The sequence below is a fragment of the Pseudomonas lini genome (genome assembly GCF_964063345.1).
In the GTDB taxonomy this organism is placed as follows: domain Bacteria; phylum Pseudomonadota; class Gammaproteobacteria; order Pseudomonadales; family Pseudomonadaceae; genus Aquipseudomonas; species Aquipseudomonas lini_B.
In genome coordinates, this window is record NZ_OZ061318.1 from 5,048,173 (window position 1) to 5,064,199 (window position 16,027).

At 59.8% G+C, this 16,027-nt stretch carries 16 protein-coding genes; all 16 read left to right on the plus strand.

Features of this window, described 5'->3' with window-relative positions:
* The first annotated feature begins 95 nt into the window (after positions 1-95).
* The 16 genes from fliS to fliL all read left to right on the plus strand — a co-directional run bounded on the left by fliS (position 96) and on the right by fliL (position 16,027).
* Positions 96-491, plus strand: a complete 396-nt coding sequence (gene fliS / locus AB3226_RS22825; RefSeq protein WP_367374716.1) for a flagellar export chaperone FliS — start codon at positions 96-98, stop codon at positions 489-491.
* A gap of 11 nt (positions 492-502) precedes the next feature.
* The gene (locus AB3226_RS22830; protein ID WP_367374717.1) at positions 503-799 is read left to right on the plus strand and encodes a flagellar protein FliT; all 297 of its coding nucleotides are present in this window, start codon (positions 503-505) and stop codon (positions 797-799) included.
* A gap of 172 nt (positions 800-971) precedes the next feature.
* Complete coding sequence (locus tag AB3226_RS22835) at positions 972-2,447, plus strand: sigma-54 dependent transcriptional regulator (RefSeq protein WP_367374718.1); 1,476 nt, start codon at positions 972-974, stop codon at positions 2,445-2,447.
* Between the two features lie 129 nt (positions 2,448-2,576).
* Complete coding sequence (locus tag AB3226_RS22840; protein ID WP_367374719.1) at positions 2,577-3,782, plus strand: PAS domain-containing sensor histidine kinase; 1,206 nt, start codon at positions 2,577-2,579, stop codon at positions 3,780-3,782.
* A gap of 5 nt (positions 3,783-3,787) precedes the next feature.
* Complete coding sequence (fleR, locus tag AB3226_RS22845; RefSeq protein WP_367374720.1) at positions 3,788-5,173, plus strand: sigma-54-dependent response regulator transcription factor FleR; 1,386 nt, start codon at positions 3,788-3,790, stop codon at positions 5,171-5,173.
* A gap of 342 nt (positions 5,174-5,515) precedes the next feature.
* Entirely contained in the window at positions 5,516-5,845 is a 330-nt protein-coding gene (gene fliE / locus AB3226_RS22850) for a flagellar hook-basal body complex protein FliE (RefSeq protein ID WP_008072611.1), read from the plus strand.
* A gap of 15 nt (positions 5,846-5,860) precedes the next feature.
* Positions 5,861-7,648, plus strand: coding sequence for a flagellar basal-body MS-ring/collar protein FliF (gene fliF, locus AB3226_RS22855; RefSeq protein WP_367374721.1), 1,788 nt, complete (start codon positions 5,861-5,863; stop codon positions 7,646-7,648).
* The gene (gene fliG, locus AB3226_RS22860; protein WP_367374722.1) at positions 7,641-8,660 is read left to right on the plus strand and encodes a flagellar motor switch protein FliG; all 1,020 of its coding nucleotides are present in this window, start codon (positions 7,641-7,643) and stop codon (positions 8,658-8,660) included. Before fliF ends, fliG begins: the two co-directional genes overlap by 8 nt.
* A gap of 7 nt (positions 8,661-8,667) precedes the next feature.
* Positions 8,668-9,477 (plus strand): flagellar assembly protein FliH, encoded by an 810-nt coding sequence (fliH, locus tag AB3226_RS22865; RefSeq protein ID WP_367374723.1) that lies wholly within the window; start codon positions 8,668-8,670, stop codon positions 9,475-9,477.
* Positions 9,467-10,825: a flagellar protein export ATPase FliI gene (gene fliI / locus AB3226_RS22870; RefSeq protein WP_367374724.1), complete on the plus strand. Its 1,359-nt coding sequence runs from the start codon at positions 9,467-9,469 to the stop codon at positions 10,823-10,825. Before fliH ends, fliI begins: the two co-directional genes overlap by 11 nt.
* Positions 10,826-10,831: 6 nt before the next feature.
* Positions 10,832-11,281, plus strand: a complete 450-nt coding sequence (fliJ, locus tag AB3226_RS22875) for a flagellar export protein FliJ (protein WP_367374725.1) — start codon at positions 10,832-10,834, stop codon at positions 11,279-11,281.
* Between the two features lie 135 nt (positions 11,282-11,416).
* Positions 11,417-11,722, plus strand: a complete 306-nt coding sequence (locus tag AB3226_RS22880) for an STAS domain-containing protein (RefSeq protein ID WP_217858358.1) — start codon at positions 11,417-11,419, stop codon at positions 11,720-11,722.
* Between the two features lie 5 nt (positions 11,723-11,727).
* Positions 11,728-13,431, plus strand: a complete 1,704-nt coding sequence (locus tag AB3226_RS22885) for a SpoIIE family protein phosphatase (RefSeq protein ID WP_367374726.1) — start codon at positions 11,728-11,730, stop codon at positions 13,429-13,431.
* Between the two features lie 31 nt (positions 13,432-13,462).
* Positions 13,463-13,810: an Hpt domain-containing protein gene (locus AB3226_RS22890; protein WP_367374727.1), complete on the plus strand. Its 348-nt coding sequence runs from the start codon at positions 13,463-13,465 to the stop codon at positions 13,808-13,810.
* Between the two features lie 103 nt (positions 13,811-13,913).
* Entirely contained in the window at positions 13,914-15,287 is a 1,374-nt protein-coding gene (locus AB3226_RS22895) for a flagellar hook-length control protein FliK (protein WP_367374728.1), read from the plus strand.
* Positions 15,288-15,523: 236 nt separating this feature from the next.
* On the plus strand, positions 15,524-16,027 hold the full coding sequence (gene fliL, locus AB3226_RS22900) for a flagellar basal body-associated protein FliL (RefSeq protein ID WP_367374729.1): 504 nt from the start codon (positions 15,524-15,526) through the stop codon (positions 16,025-16,027).

Genomic DNA, 16,027 nt, shown 5'->3' on the forward strand with positions numbered 1-16,027 from the left:
CGCTTGTCGGGCTTTTTTTGGTTTGGTCTAAAGATTTTTGACGCCGTGTCGATAGCCTGATTATACGAATCACAGAGTTTTGGATGAGGTAAAACATGAACCCGATGTTAGCCCTTCGGCAGTACCAGAAGATTGGTGCGCAAGCCCAGACTTCCGAGGCCAGTCCTCATCGTCTGGTGCAAATGCTTATGGAAGGCGCTCTGGATCGCATCGCTCAGGCCAAAGGTGCCATGGAGCGCAAGGATATCGCCAACAAGGGTGTTCTGATCAGCAAGGCCATCGGCATTGTCGGTGGTTTGCGAGAGGGGCTGGATCTGGAAAAGCAGGCGGAGTCGGTCAGTGAGCTGGATAGTCTCTACGCTTACATGATGAAACGCCTGGTGGAAGCCAACCTCAAGACCGATCCGAAAATCCTCGACGAAGTCGCCGACCTGCTCCGTACGGTCAAAGACGGTTGGGACGCCATTGGCGCACCTGCTCCCCAGTTTTAAGGAGATCACTCATGAGTCTTGTCTTGCAGCGAATCGAACAAACCCGCGATGCCCTCGTCGGTGCATTGGCCGAGCGCAACTGGGAAGCCATTGGTGAATTGGACCTGGCTTGCCGTTCCTGCATGGAAGACGTCTTGAGTGAAGCTACGGTGGACGAGGTCGCGTTGCGCGACAACCTTGAGGAGTTGCTGGGAGTGTATAAACAGCTTCTGGAGGCGGCGACGGGAGAGCGGCAGGCGATAGTCGACGAGATGTCGCAGATCCACCAAGCACAGAGCGCGGCAAAGGTTTACCATCTGTTTGGTTAGTTAATCCCCAGTTAATCCAAACATAGTGCGCCATAAATTTGACTGTGCACGGTTTTTTGACTTAACTAGTGGCTGGTTCCAGATTTCAGGCGTCTACAGGCATAACGTGTCTGCAAGCGTCTAGCTTGCCCCTCATTTTGGGCATTGAGTTGACTAGGGAAGTTGCTATTGCATGTGGCGTGAAACCAAAATTCTGCTGATTGATGACGATAGCGTCCGTCGCCGCGATTTGGCGGTGATTTTAAATTTTCTCGGCGAAGAAAATTTACCCTGTGGCAGCCATGACTGGCAGCAGGCGGTCGGCTCTCTGTCATCAAGTCGTGAAGTAATCTGTGTCCTCATCGGGACGGTAAATGCTCCTGGTGCACTTTTGGGCTTGTTAAAGACACTCTCAACCTGGGATGAGTTCCTTCCAGTTTTGTTAATGGGCGATAATTCTTCCATTGACTTGCCGGAAGACCAGCGTCGCCGAGTGCTTTCGACTCTCGAAATGCCACCCAGCTACAGCAAATTGCTCGATTCGTTGCACCGTGCCCAGGTCTATCGCGAGATGTATGACCAGGCCCGTGAGCGCGGTCGTCACCGTGAACCCAATCTTTTCCGCAGCCTTGTCGGCACCAGCCGGGCGATTCAACACGTCCGTCAAATGATGCAGCAAGTCGCCGACACCGACGCCAGCGTGCTGATCCTCGGCGAGTCCGGGACCGGCAAGGAAGTGGTCGCGCGTAACCTGCACTACCACTCCAAGCGTCGTGACGCGCCGTTCGTGCCGGTCAACTGCGGGGCGATCCCGGCCGAGTTGCTGGAAAGCGAATTGTTCGGCCACGAGAAGGGCGCCTTCACTGGAGCGATTACCAGCCGCGCCGGGCGTTTCGAGTTGGCCAACGGCGGTACGCTGTTCCTCGACGAAATCGGCGACATGCCGCTGCCGATGCAGGTCAAACTGCTGCGCGTCTTGCAGGAACGCACCTTCGAGCGCGTGGGCAGCAACAAGACCCAAAGCGTCGATGTGCGGATCATTGCGGCGACCCACAAGAATCTCGAAAGCATGATCGAGATCGGCACTTTCCGCGAAGACCTCTACTATCGCTTGAACGTGTTCCCGATCGAGATGGCGCCATTGCGTGAACGCGTCGAAGACATCCCGCTGCTGATGAACGAGTTGATCTCGCGCATGGAGCACGAGAAGCGCGGTTCGATCCGTTTCAACTCGGCGGCAATCATGTCGCTGTGCCGTCACGGCTGGCCGGGCAACGTTCGTGAGCTCGCCAACCTGGTGGAACGCATGGCGATCATGCACCCGTACGGGGTGATCGGCGTGGTCGAGTTGCCGAAGAAATTCCGCTACGTCGATGACGAAGACGAACAACTGGTCGACAGCCTGCGCAGCGATCTTGAAGAGCGGGTGGCCATCAACGGTCATACCCCGGACTTCACCGCCAGTGCCCTGCTGCCACCGGAAGGCCTGGACCTGAAAGACTACCTCGGCGGTCTGGAACAAGGGCTGATTCAGCAGGCGCTGGATGATGCCAATGGCATCGTGGCGCGGGCGGCCGAACGGCTGCGGATTCGTCGCACCACGCTGGTGGAGAAGATGCGCAAGTACGGCATGAGCCGTCGTGACGGTGATGAACAGGCGGATGATTGACGCCTGTTTTTCAACTCCTTCATTTATAGGCATTTTTTTTTTAGGCACGGGTATTGCTACATCCCTCGCAACGTTCCGTTTAACTGACGGTCAACCACGCGAGAGAGCACAATGCCCCAAGCCGCCCAGATGTCTCCTGTCCCAGATGCTTCGGGGCAACCGTCGTCCGTAGAGCAGGCAAGCCGGCTTGGCCTTGAACAGGCATTTGCGCTGTTCAGCCAGATGTCGAGCCAATTGACCGATTCCTACAGCATGCTCGAAGCGCGGGTCACCGAGCTTAAGGGCGAGCTGGCGGTGGTCAGTGCTCAGCGCATGCAGGAGCTGGCGGAAAAAGAACGCCTGGCTAACCGCCTGCAAAATCTCCTCGATCTATTGCCTGGCGGTGTCATCGTCATCGACGCCCAAGGCATCGTGCGCGAAGCCAATCCCGCTGCGAGTGAACTGCTGGGGTTGCCTCTCGAAGGCGAGCTGTGGCGTCATGTGATTACTCGATGCTTTGCGCCGCGCGAAGACGACGGTCACGAAATTTCTCTCAAGGACGGTCGACGCCTGTCGATCGCTACCCGCTCGCTGGACGCCGAGCCTGGTCAATTGGTGTTGCTCAACGACCTGACTGAAACCCGTCATCTGCAAGGTCAACTGGCTCGTCATGAGCGCCTGTCGTCTCTCGGTCGTATGGTTGCGTCGTTGGCTCATCAGATTCGCACGCCGTTGTCCGCTGCGTTGCTCTATGCCAGTCATTTGACTGAGCAGGCGTTGCCGGTCGAGACCCAGCAACGTTTTGCCGGGCGCCTGAAAGAGCGTCTGCATGAGCTCGAACATCAGGTTCGCGACATGCTGGTGTTCGCTCGCGGCGAGCTGCCGCTGACTGATCGCGTGACCCCCAAGATGCTGATGCAGTCGCTGCAAGCGGCAGCGCTGACCCACGTTCAGGACCTGCCGATTCGCTGGCAGTGCGACAGTCATGCCGGTGAGTTGTTGTGCAATCGCGACACCCTGGTCGGGGCCATTCTGAATCTGATCGAGAACGCTATTCAGGCAAGTGCCGGTGATGTCCGTTTGAAGGTTCACCTGTATACCCGCGGCAACAACCTGTGCTTGTGCGTCAGCGACAGCGGCAGTGGTATCGACACGAAGGTCCTGGCGCGTTTGGGTGAGCCGTTTTTCACCACTAAAACCACTGGCACCGGCCTGGGCCTGACCGTGGTCAAGGCCGTCGCCCGTGCACATCAGGGAGAATTACAGTTGCGCTCGCGGCTGGGTCGCGGCACTTGTGCGCAGGTGATCTTGCCGCTTTTTTCGGGTGAGCAGCGCAGCGCTCAGGGAGCGAAGTGAAAGACATGGCGATCAAGGTTTTACTGGTCGAGGATGATCGCGCACTACGGGAGGCATTGGCCGATACGCTGCTGCTTGCCGGGCACGATTACACGGCGGTCGGTTCGGCGGAAGAGGCGCTGGCTGCGGTCAGTGCCGAGGCGTTCAATCTGGTGCTCAGCGACGTCAACATGCCGGGCATGGATGGCCACCAACTGCTTGGATTGCTGCGCGCTCGTCAGCCGCAACTGCCGGTGCTGCTGATGACCGCCCACGGCGCCGTCGAGCGGGCAGTCGACGCTATGCGTCAGGGCGCGGCGGATTATCTGGTCAAACCATTCGAGCCCAAAGCCTTGCTCGATCTGGTGGCGCGTCACGCACTGGGCAATCTCGGCGCGACCGAGAGTGAGGGACCTGTGGCGTACGAGCCGGCCAGTGCGCAATTGCTGGAATTGGCTGCACGGGTGGCGCGTAGCGATTCCACGGTGTTGATCTCCGGTGAATCCGGAACCGGCAAGGAAGTGCTGGCGCGTTACATCCATCAGCACTCCCATCGCGCCAGTCAGCCGTTCATTGCGATCAACTGTGCAGCGATCCCGGACAACATGCTCGAAGCCACCTTGTTCGGTCACGAAAAGGGTTCATTCACCGGCGCCATCGCGGCGCAGGCCGGCAAGTTCGAGCAGGCCGATGGCGGGACGATCCTGCTCGATGAAATCTCCGAAATGCCCCTTGGCCTTCAAGCCAAATTACTGCGCGTATTGCAGGAGCGTGAAGTCGAACGAGTCGGCGCACGCAAGCCGATTACGCTGGACATCCGAGTGGTCGCCACCACTAACCGTGACCTGGCCGCTGAAGTGGCGGCGGGGCGTTTTCGTGAAGACCTTTACTATCGCCTGTCGGTGTTTCCGTTGGCCTGGCGTCCGCTGCGCGAGCGCACCGCCGACATCCTGCCGTTGGCCGAGCGACTGCTGGCCAAACACGTCAAAAAAATGAAGCATGCCGCGGCGAAGCTCTCGCCCGAGGCGCAGGCGTGCCTGATCGGTTATCCGTGGCCGGGCAACGTGCGTGAACTGGATAACGCAATCCAGCGTGCCTTGATTCTGCAGCAGGGCGGCTTGATCCAGCCGCAGGATTTCTGCCTGGCCGGGCCGGTGGCGTGTGCGCCGCTGCCGACATTGGCACCGCCGCCCGTGCGCGCAGTGGAAGTCGAAGCCGAATCGGCGGGGGCGCTGGGCGATGACCTGCGGCGCCGTGAATTCCAGATGATTATTGACACCCTGCGCTCTGAGCGCGGCCGTCGCAAAGAAGCCGCCGAGCGACTGGGCATCAGCCCACGCACCTTGCGCTACAAGCTGGCGCAAATGCGCGACGCCGGAATGGACGTGGAAGCGTACTTGTTCGCCACCTGAAAGTTGACGCAAGCAACACTGATCCAAATGTGGGAGCCCTGTGGCGAGGGGGCTTGCCCCCGTTGGACTGCGAAGCGGTCCTTCTTTTTGAGGGGGGCAGGTTGGCTGTGTGCTCAGATTTTACGACTGCTGCGCAGCCGAACGGGGGCAAGCCCCCTCGCCACAAAGGCTCGCTCCCACAATGGTTTTGCGGTGGTTCACGGTTGAGCAAAGCCCGGAATTGGCTTTTGTTTAGAGCGACCACGGAGCTGGCACCCTTGTTGCTAACACCTCACTACCCGCCGAGTGAGTGTCAAAAAATTGCGGGTAGCCAAAGACGTAGCTTCGTCAAAGAGAGAAACCATGAGCCAAGGTATTGAATTCAATCGGTTGATGCTGGACATGCGCTCCATGCAAATGGATGCGATGTCTGCGCCGAAATCGACTGCCGCAGTCCCTGAATTGGGTGGCAGCAGCTTTTCCGACATGCTCGGTCAGGCCGTCAATAAAGTGAACGACACCCAGCAGGCGTCCAATCAGTTGGCCAGTGCCTTCGAGATCGGTAAAAGCGGCGTCGACCTGACAGACGTGATGATTTCCTCACAGAAGGCCAGCGTGTCTTTTCAGGCGCTGACCCAAGTGCGTAACAAGCTGGTTCAAGCTTATCAAGACATCATGCAGATGCCGGTTTAAGGACGAGATTGAGTCATGGCAGAAGCAATCGCTGATAATGTTCCGGCCAAGGTCACCCCAATAGACGGCAAACCGCCGCTGTTCGGGTTGTCCTTCCTGGAAAACCTCTCCGAGATGACCATGTTGCGTCAGGTGGGCCTGTTGGTCGGCCTGGCTGCGAGCGTGGCGATTGGTTTTGCCGTGGTGTTGTGGTCCCAGCAGCCAGACTACCGGCCTCTGTACGGCAGCCTTGCCGGCATGGACGCCAAGCAGGTCATGGAAACCCTGGCCGCAGCCGACATTCCCTATACCGTTGAACCGAACTCCGGTGCCTTGCTGGTCAAGGCCGATGACCTGTCTCGTGCGCGGCTCAAGCTCGCGGCCGCTGGTGTCACTCCCAGCGACGGCAACATCGGTTTCGAGATTCTCGACAAGGAACAGGGGTTGGGCACCAGCCAGTTCATGGAAGCGACCCGTTATCGTCGCGGCCTCGAAGGCGAACTGGCCCGGACCATTTCCAGCCTGAACAACGTCAAGGGTGCTCGCGTGCACCTGGCGATTCCGAAAAGCTCGGTGTTCGTGCGTGACGAACGCAAACCCAGCGCTTCGGTGCTGGTTGAACTCTATTCCGGTCGTTCGCTGGAGCCGGGCCAGGTCGTCGCCATCATCAATCTGGTGGCGACCAGCGTTCCCGAGCTGAGCAAATCGCAGATCACCGTGGTCGACCAGAAGGGCAACCTGCTGTCGGATCAGGCAGAAAACTCCGAACTGACCATGGCCGGCAAGCAATTCGATTACAGCCGTCGCATGGAAAGCATGCTGACCCAGCGCGTGCACAACATCCTGCAACCGGTGCTGGGCAATGACCGCTATAAAGCCGAAGTCTCGGCCGACGTGGATTTCAGTGCCGTCGAGTCGACTTCCGAGCAGTTCAACCCGGACCAGCCGGCCTTGCGCAGCGAGCAGTCGGTCAACGAACAGCGCACCGCCAGCAATGGCCCGCAAGGTGTGCCGGGTGCCCTGAGCAACCAGCCGCCGTCGCCAGCCTCGGCGCCGCAAACCACCGGTGGCGCCACCGCGTCGGCCGGCATGGTGCAGCCAGGTCAGCCTTTGCTCGATGCCAACGGTCAGCAAATCATGGACCCGGCCACCGGCCAGCCGATGCTGGCGCCGTATCCGGCAGACAAGCGTCAACAATCCACCAAGAACTTCGAACTCGACCGTTCGATCAGCCACACCAAGCAGCAGCAGGGCCGATTGAATCGCCTGTCGGTGTCGGTGGTGGTGGACGATCAGGTCAAGGTCAACGCGGCCAATGGCGAAACTACTCGTGCGCCGTGGAGCGCCGATGAATTGGCGCGCTTCACTCGTCTGGTACAGGACGCGGTCGGTTTCGACGCCAGCCGTGGCGACAGCGTCAGCGTAATCAACATGCCGTTCTCTGCCGAGCGCGGTGAAGTGATTGCCGAGATTGCGTTCTATTCCCAGCCGTGGTTCTGGGACATCGTCAAGCAAGTGCTGGGTGTGTTGTTCATCCTGGTGCTGGTATTCGGCGTGCTGCGCCCGGTGCTCAACAACATCACCGGTGGCGGCAAAGACAAGCAACTCGCTGGCCTGGGCAGCGACATGGAGCTCGGTGGCATGGGCGGCCTGGATGGCGAACTGGCCAACGACCGCGTCAGCCTCGGCGGCCCGACCAGCATCCTGCTGCCGAGCCCGAGCGAAGGCTATGACGCACAGTTGAACGCAATCAAGAGTCTGGTGGCAGAAGATCCGGGTCGCGTGGCCCAGGTCGTGAAAGAGTGGATTAACGCAGATGAGTGATAACCGAGCCGCTGTCGCCAAACTGTCCCGGGTTGATAAAGCCGCGATCCTGCTGCTGTCCCTGGGTTCTACCGACGCCGCGCAAGTGCTGCGCCACATGGGACCTAAAGAGGTCCAGCGTGTGGGTGTGGCCATGGCCCAGATGGGTAACGTACACCGCGAGCAGGTCGAACAGGTCATGAGCGAGTTCGTCGACATCGTCGGCGACCAGACCAGCCTGGGCGTCGGCTCCGATGACTACGTGCGCAACATGCTCACCCAGGCGCTGGGTGAAGACAAGGCCAACGGCCTGATCGACCGGATCCTGCTGGGCGGCAACACCAGCGGCCTCGACAGCCTGAAGTGGATGGAGCCGCGCGCCGTCGCCGACGTGATTCGTTACGAGCACCCGCAGATCCAGGCAATCGTGGTGGCGTACCTCGACCCGGATCAGGCCGGTGAAGTGCTGGGCAACTTCGACCACAAGGTCCGGCTGGACATCATCCTGCGTGTGTCTTCGCTGAACACCGTGCAGCCAGCGGCCCTGAAAGAACTCAACCTGATTCTCGAGAAGCAGTTCTCCGGCAACTCGAATGCCGCGCGCACCACCCTGGGTGGCATCAAGCGTGCGGCCGACATCATGAACTTCCTCGACAGCTCGATCGAAGGTCAGTTAATGGACTCGATCCGCGAAGTCGACGAAGACCTGTCCGGTCAGATCGAAGACCTCATGTTCGTGTTCAACAACCTGTCCGATGTCGACGACCGTGGCATTCAGGCGCTGTTGCGCGAAGTGTCCTCGGACGTTCTGGTGCTGGCCCTCAAGGGTTCGGACGAAGGCGTCAAGGAAAAGATCTTCAAGAACATGTCCAAACGGGCGGCCGAACTGTTGCGCGACGACCTCGAGGCCAAAGGCCCGGTGCGTGTCAGCGACGTGGAAACCGCGCAGAAAGAAATTCTCACCATTGCCCGCCGTATGGCCGAAGCCGGAGAAATCGTTCTCGGCGGGAAGGGCGGCGAAGAGATGATCTAAGGTCACTATGTCGTCCAAACATGATGAGTCCAATACCGACCTGATCCGTGCCAAGGATGTCGGTGGTTTCGACATCTGGTCACTGCCCAGTTTCGACCCGTTTGTGCCGGAGCCTGAGCCTACGCCTGAGCCCGAACCGCCGGAAATGGAAGAAGTGCCGCTGGAAGAAGTCCAGCCACTGACCCTTGAAGAGCTCGAAAGCATTCGTCAGGAGGCCTACAACGAAGGCTTCGCGGTTGGCGAAAAAGAAGGTTTCCACAGCACCGCGCTCAAGGTCCGTCAGGAAGCCGAAGTGGCCCTGACGGCCAAGATCGCTGGCCTGGAACAACTGATGGTCAATTTGTTCGAGCCGATTGCCGAGCAGGACACCCAGATCGAAAAGTCGCTGGTCGACCTTGTGCAGCACATCACCAAGCAAGTGATTCAGCGCGAACTGGCCATCGACTCGACGCAGATCGAACACGTCATGCGCGAAGCGCTCAAGCTGTTGCCACTGGGCGTGGGCAATGTGCGGTTGTACGTCAATCCGCAGGATTTCGAACAGGTCAAAGCCCTGCGCGAGCGCCATGAAGAAAGCTGGCGCATCGTCGAGGACGAGGCCTTGTTGCCGGGCGGCTGCCGGGTCGAGACCGAACACAGTCGCATCGACGCCACCATCGAAACCCGTGTGACCCAGGTCATGGCCAAGCTGTTCGATCAATTGCACGATCAAGCGCTGCACCCGGCCGCGCCGGACCTGAGCCTGGAGCTGCCGAACGACGAAAAGCCTGCGGTTGCCCCGGTCGAGCCGGAACTGGACGCCCCCGATGCGCCTTGATCGCACCAGCTTCGCCAAACGCCTCGGTGGCTACGCCGAGGCCACTGCGCTTGCTGCTGCGCCGATCCTTGAAGGTCGCCTGTTGCGCATGGTCGGCCTGACCCTTGAAGCCGAAGGCTTGCGCGCCGCCATGGGCAGTCGCTGCATGGTCATCAACGATGACAGCTATCACCCGGTGCAGGTCGAAGCCGAGGTCATGGGCTTCTCTGGCAGCAAAGTTTTTCTGATGCCGGTCGGCAGCGTCGCCGGCATTGCGCCTGGCGCCCGCGTGGTTCCACTTGCCGATACCGGCCGCTTGCCAATGGGCATGAGCATGCTCGGGCGGGTGCTCGATGGCGCCGGTCGCGCGCTGGATGGCAAGGGCGGGATGAAGGCTGAAGACTGGGTGCCGATGGACGGCCCGACCATCAACCCGCTCAAGCGTGACCCGATCAGCCAACCGCTGGACGTCGGTATTCGTTGCATTAACGGTTTGTTGACGGTCGGTCGCGGTCAGCGGCTCGGGCTGTTCGCCGGTACCGGCGTGGGCAAGAGTGTGCTGCTGGGCATGATGACCCGCTTCACCGAGGCCGACATCATCGTCGTCGGGCTGATCGGTGAGCGGGGTCGAGAAGTTAAAGAGTTCATCGAGCACATCCTCGGTGAAGAAGGGCTCAAGCGTTCGGTGGTGGTGGCGTCGCCAGCGGACGATGCGCCGCTGATGCGTCTGCGCGCGGCGATGTACTGCACACGGATCGCCGAGTATTTTCGCGACAAGGGCAAGAATGTCCTGTTGCTCATGGATTCCCTGACTCGTTTCGCCCAGGCCCAGCGGGAAATCGCCCTGGCCATCGGCGAACCGCCAGCGACCAAGGGCTATCCGCCCTCGGTGTTCGCCAAGTTGCCGAAACTGGTGGAACGGGCCGGTAACGCCGAAAAGGGTGGCGGTTCGATCACTGCGTTCTACACCGTATTGTCCGAAGGCGACGATCAGCAAGACCCGATCGCCGACTCGGCGCGGGGCGTGCTCGACGGGCACATCGTGCTGTCCCGGCGCCTGGCCGAGGAAGGGCATTACCCGGCCATCGATATCGAAGCGTCCATCAGCCGGGTCATGCCGTCGGTGGTCGGCATCAAGCACATGAACCACGCGCAGATGTTCAAGCAATACTGGTCGCGCTATCAGCAGAGCCGCGACCTGATCAGTGTCGGCGCCTATGTGCCCGGCGGTGACCGGGAAACCGACACCGCGATCAATCTGCAACCGGCCATGACGATGTACCTGCGCCAGGGCTTGAACGACAACATCAGCATGGGCGCCAGCGAAGGCCATCTTGCGTCGGTCTTTGCGCCAGCGCCAGGCGGTTAATCGTCTATGGCCCTGAGTCGCGCAGCACGCCTGGCACCGGTGGTGGAAATGGCTGAAAAGGCCGAGAAAACCGCCGTCCAGCGCCTGGGGCACTTCCAGGGTCAGGTTCGTCTGGCGGAAAGCAAACTCGCCGACCTGGAAAACTTCCGCCTCGAATACCAGGAGCAATGGATCGTGCGCGGCAGTAGCGGTGTTTCGGGCCAATGGTTGCTGGGTTATCAGGGCTTTCTCGCGCAATTGGGCACGGCCATCGACCAGCAGCGTCAGAGCCTGAACTGGCACCAAAACAACCTGAACAAGTCCCGGGAAGCCTGGCAGCAGGCGTTTGCCCGGGTCGAAGGCTTGCGCAAACTGGTTCAGCGCTACAGGGATGAGGCGCGGCAATTGGAAGACAAGCGCGAGCAGAGGCTGCTGGATGAACTGTCCCAGCGGTTGCCGCGCCACGATCCGTATTGAATCAGGTAATCCGCGTTATCGTTCTTCGCGGGAGGCGATTTTACAAACCGTACAATTTTTTCAGCCTTGCTCCAGCCCCCATCAGGTGCTAAACCTTCTACACGTACGTTCGTCAATGACAAGGAAGCCGTGAAAATGTCAGTCGTTACAGAAGTATCTCAAGATGGGAAAAAGCTGACGATTTCGATCGAGGGGCGATTCGATTTCGGTCGGCATCAGGAGTTTCGCGAGTCCTACGAGCGACTCAACAGTAAACCCGAGTCCATTGTGGTGGACCTGAAGAAAGCCACTTATCTCGATAGCTCTGCGCTGGGCATGCTGCTTTTGCTGCGCGATCACGCCGGTGGCGACAGTTCCGATATTCGCGTCGTCAACAGCAGCTCCGATGTGAAGAAAATCCTCGCCATCTCCAACTTCGACAAACTGTTCGACATCAGTTGATCACCATGCAGCCGCTCGAGCCGCTGACGATTCTGATCGCTGAAGACAGCGCGGCCGATCGCCTGCTGCTGTCGACTATCGTCCGTCGTCAGGGGCATGAGGTGCTAACGGCTGCCAACGGCGCCGAGGCGGTCGAAGCGTTCCGTTCGCAGCGACCGCACCTGGTGCTGATGGACGCCATGATGCCGGTGATGGACGGTTTCGAGGCCGCGCAGCAGATCAAGGCGCTGGCTGGCGAAACCCTGGTGCCGATCATCTTTTTGACGTCGCTGACCGAAAGTGAAGCCCTGGCCCGTTGTCTGGAGGCCGGGGGCGACGATTTTCTGGCAAAGCCTTACAACCAAGTGATCCTCGCCGCCAAGATCAAGGCGATGGACCGCTTGCGACGTTTGCAAGCCACGGTGCTGGAGCAACGCGATTTGATCGCCAGGCACCACGATTACCTGCTCAACGAACAACGGGTGGCCAAAGCGGTGTTCGACAAGGTCGCCCATTCCGGTTGCCTGAATGCACCGAACATCCGTTACCTGCAATCGCCCTATGCGCTGTTCAACGGCGATCTGTTGCTGGCCGCGTTCACCCCGGCTGGTGACATGCACGTGTTGCTCGGTGATTTCACCGGTCATGGTTTGCCGGCCGCTGTCGGCGCCATGCCCCTGGCTGAAGTCTTCTACGGCATGACCGCAAAGGGCTACGGCTTGTCCGAAACCCTGCGCGAGATGAACGCCAAGCTCAAACGTATTCTGCCGGTGGACATGTTCTGCTGTGCGACCCTGCTGTGCCTGAGTTTTCAACGGGGATCGGTGGAGGTCTGGAACGGCGGGATGCCGGACGGTTACTTGCACAGCACCGCCAGCGGCGAACGTATCGCTCTGACGGCGCGGCACTTGCCGCTGGGCGTGCTGAGCCCGCAAACCTTCGATGACCGCACCGAGGTGTTCCCGATGGGCGTCGGGGATCGGGTCTTTCTGTTGTCCGACGGGGTGATCGATACCTGCGATGCCAATGAACAATTGTTTGGCGTAGAGCGATTGGAGCAGGTGTTTGCAGCCAATCGTCAGCCTGATGCGCTGTTCGAAGAAATCGAACAGGCCCTGCGGGATTTTCGCGGCGAGGCCCGCGATGACGTGAGCATGGTCGAGGTCAGTCTGCTGGAGGCTGCGCAACTGAGTCCGCCAGCGCCGGTGTACTCCGACAGCGGCCAGTCCAGTCCGCTGGACTGGTCGGTGAGTTTCGAATTCCGCGCCGCCACTCTCAAACGCTTCAATCCGCTGCCGTACTTGTTGCAATTGCTGCTTGAGGTGCATGGCCTGCGGACTCAGAGTGGCGCACTCTACAGTGTGCTGGCAGAGCTTTATTCCAATGCCCTGGAACATGGCGTGCTGGGCCTGGATTCGAGTCTGAAACGAGATGCTTCAGGTTTTGCGCGTTATTATCAGCAGCGCAATGCGCGTCTGGACGAATTGCAGGACGGCTACGTACGGGTGCATTTGCAGGTGGCACCAAAAGGCGAGGGCGGTTGCCTGATGGTCCGGGTCGAAGACAGTGGCAAGGGTTTCGATGTGGCGCGGGTGATGGAGCGTCCTGTCGATGATGTCCGTCTGTCGGGACGTGGCGTCAGTTTGATCCGCCAGTTGAGCCATCATGCGCGCTGGACCGATAATGGTCGCAGTGCTCACGTGGAGTTCTTCTGGGAGGCTCTGGCCTGATCCCGGGCATTCTTGATCAAGGAGCGAACAAGTGGCTGACACACATCTGGACCGTGACGTGCTGAGCGCGTTGCAGGAAGTTATGGAAGACGGGTATCCAGAATTGCTTGATACCTTTCTCGCCGATTCCGAGGAGCGTTTGAGTGTGCTACGTAAAGTTGACGATGCCGATCAGCTGGGCGCCGCTGCGCACAGCTTCAAAGGCAGCAGCAGCAATATGGGCGCTACCCGGCTGGCCGAGCTGTGCCATGAGCTGGAGCAGCGAGCCAAGCAAAAAAGCCTCGAAGGTATTGCAGCGCTGGTCGGAGAAATTGACGGTGAATTCGCCATTGTCCGACCTCTCTACGAAGCGGAGCGCCAGCGCTCCCTTGCTGAATAAGGCAGCCGTCCGGCTCTTTTAGCAGTCGGCGAAAAAAGCTGGCTCGACCCTTGCAGTCAACTTGCTCAACTGTACCTACGATCCCAGTGCAGCGGAGACCGTTATGCCCGTTACTCCCAATATTCTGCTTCAGGCCGCCGCTACGGCCAAGACTCAAGCCGCGACCGCCAATGCGCCGGCGCTGGCGGCTGAGCCCGGGGACAAGGCGTCCAGCTTCGCTCAGGTCTATGCTAATCAAGCCCAGAACAAGCCCTCGGCCGTGGCGGATGGATCGGCTAAACCCGCACGCGACAAAGTCTCGGACAGCGTCGGCAAGAAAGACGTGAGCAACGACAAGTCTGCCGCCCCGGAACCGACAGTTGCCGATAGCGGCAATTCCTTGCCCGCCGATAAGCCGGCGCAGGCTGACGACAGTACGGCCAGCGATGACGCGCCGGATACGGCCGAGACATCGACGCCGGTAGTCGATACCGCGCCTGTCGATCCAGCCCTCGATCCGGCGTTGATGCAAGTGGTGCAGCCGGTGCTGCCAGCCCCCGTGTCGGAAACTCCACCGGTTGTTGCCACTGTGCAGTCAGCCGTTGAAGCACCCGTCGCAGCTGCTGTTGCCGCGACAGCGACGCAGACCGTTGCGGCCATCGATCCAGATTTCGATCCCGAAGCCGATCCTCTCGATGCGCTGCCAGCCGTGCGCATGGCCATGGAGCAGGGTGGGCACGTTTCGGCCACCAGCCAGGCCCAGCAAAAAGCGGCGCCGGCCCCGGCTCAAGTCGACGGTGAGCCGACTTCGGCACAAAACTTTGCCACGGGCATGGCGAGCATGCTTGATGTGCAGGCCGATCAGGACAGCACCAGCCAGGGCGGCGAGAAGGCTTTCAGTGGCCTGATCGATGACGGCCTCAAGGATCTCAAGTCCGCCAGCAGCGATACCCGTGTCGATGATTTCGCCAACCGTCTGGCGGCACTGACCCAGGCGGCAACGCCGAAGACAGCCAATGCATTGCCGGTGAACCAGCCAATCGCCATGCATCAGAGCGGTTGGACCGAAGAGGTGGTCAATCGGGTCATGTACCTGTCCAGCGCCAATCTCAAGGCGGCCGACATCCAGTTGCAACCGGCCGAGCTGGGGCGCCTGGATATTCGGGTGAACATGGTTCCGGATCAGCAGACCCAGGTGACTTTCATGAGCGCCCACCCAAGCGTTCGCGAAGCGCTCGACGGGCAAATGCATCGCCTGCGTGACATGTTCGCGCAGCAAGGCATGGGTCAGGTCGACGTCAACGTTTCCGATCAGTCTCGTGGCTGGCAGGGTCAGGGTCAGGGTCAGGAGCAGGCTCAACAGGGGCAGGGTGGACGTACCAACGCTGGTGGCGGTCGTCTCGATTCTGTCGATGAAGAACTGCCTGCGACTGTTGCTGAAGTAGCTGCCAACACCACCAGCGTGATTGGCACCAGCGCCGTCGACTACTACGCCTGATCGAACTCACATAAATCCTGTGGGAGCGGGCTTGCCCGCGATGGCGGCATAACAGTCGATGAATATATTGACTGTCATGCCCTCATCGCGGGCAAGCCCGCTCCCACAGTGTTTTTATGGTGTTCGGCAGATTGCTGTAGCTCCCTTACCCCTCTCCCTACCGACACTTCTGGCATAACACTTGCTCTTGCCTTGCCGTGCGACTGTGAAAACCCGAATAGTGACGGATTATTGGCATGGCTAAGAGCGACGCAGCACCAGTGAAAGACCCCGCAACCAAAGGCAAAATCAAGCTGATCATTGTGATCGTCGTGGCCCTGATGCTGGCGATCGGCTTGTCCGTGGGGGCGACCTGGTTCTTCATGCACAGCGCCCAGAGCAAGCCTGCCCCCGCCGCTGAAACCGCTGTGGTCGGCAAGCAGCCGGCGATCTTCGAACCCATGGCTCCGGCCTTCGTGGCCAACTACACCCAGAACGGCCGCCAACGCTACATGCAGGTGAGCATCACCATGCTGGGCCGCAATCAGGCCGATCTGGAAGCGCTCAAAGTCCACATGCCGGTGATCCGCAATAACCTGGTCATGCTGTTTTCCGGTCAGGATTTCGCCACGCTGGCGACCCCGGTTGGCCAGGAGATGTTGCGTCAGAAGGCCACGGCCAGCGTCCAGGAAGTGGCGCAGAAAGAGCTTGGCAAAGTGGTGATCGAACAGTTGCTTTTCACTAATTTCGTACTGCAGTAG

Excerpts from the sequence above, each read along its gene's own strand:
- fliE (WP_008072611.1), top strand. The coding sequence starts at position 5,516 with ATGAGCCAAGGTATTGAATTCAATCGGTTGATGCTGGACATGCGCTCC.
- AB3226_RS22830 (WP_367374717.1), top strand. The coding sequence starts at position 503 with ATGAGTCTTGTCTTGCAGCGAATCGAACAAACCCGCGATGCCCTCGTC.
- AB3226_RS22880 (WP_217858358.1), top strand. The coding sequence starts at position 11,417 with ATGTCAGTCGTTACAGAAGTATCTCAAGATGGGAAAAAGCTGACGATT.
- fliF (WP_367374721.1), top strand. The coding sequence starts at position 5,861 with ATGGCAGAAGCAATCGCTGATAATGTTCCGGCCAAGGTCACCCCAATA.
- AB3226_RS22885 (WP_367374726.1), top strand. The coding sequence starts at position 11,728 with ATGCAGCCGCTCGAGCCGCTGACGATTCTGATCGCTGAAGACAGCGCG.
- AB3226_RS22835 (WP_367374718.1), top strand. The coding sequence starts at position 972 with ATGTGGCGTGAAACCAAAATTCTGCTGATTGATGACGATAGCGTCCGT.
- fleR (WP_367374720.1), top strand. The coding sequence starts at position 3,788 with ATGGCGATCAAGGTTTTACTGGTCGAGGATGATCGCGCACTACGGGAG.
- fliH (WP_367374723.1), top strand. The coding sequence starts at position 8,668 with ATGTCGTCCAAACATGATGAGTCCAATACCGACCTGATCCGTGCCAAG.
- AB3226_RS22840 (WP_367374719.1), top strand. The coding sequence starts at position 2,577 with ATGTCTCCTGTCCCAGATGCTTCGGGGCAACCGTCGTCCGTAGAGCAG.
- fliL (WP_367374729.1), top strand. The coding sequence starts at position 15,524 with ATGGCTAAGAGCGACGCAGCACCAGTGAAAGACCCCGCAACCAAAGGC.
- fliI (WP_367374724.1), top strand. The coding sequence starts at position 9,467 with ATGCGCCTTGATCGCACCAGCTTCGCCAAACGCCTCGGTGGCTACGCC.
- fliJ (WP_367374725.1), top strand. The coding sequence starts at position 10,832 with ATGGCCCTGAGTCGCGCAGCACGCCTGGCACCGGTGGTGGAAATGGCT.
- AB3226_RS22895 (WP_367374728.1), top strand. The coding sequence starts at position 13,914 with ATGCCCGTTACTCCCAATATTCTGCTTCAGGCCGCCGCTACGGCCAAG.
- fliS (WP_367374716.1), top strand. The coding sequence starts at position 96 with ATGAACCCGATGTTAGCCCTTCGGCAGTACCAGAAGATTGGTGCGCAA.
- fliG (WP_367374722.1), top strand. The coding sequence starts at position 7,641 with ATGAGTGATAACCGAGCCGCTGTCGCCAAACTGTCCCGGGTTGATAAA.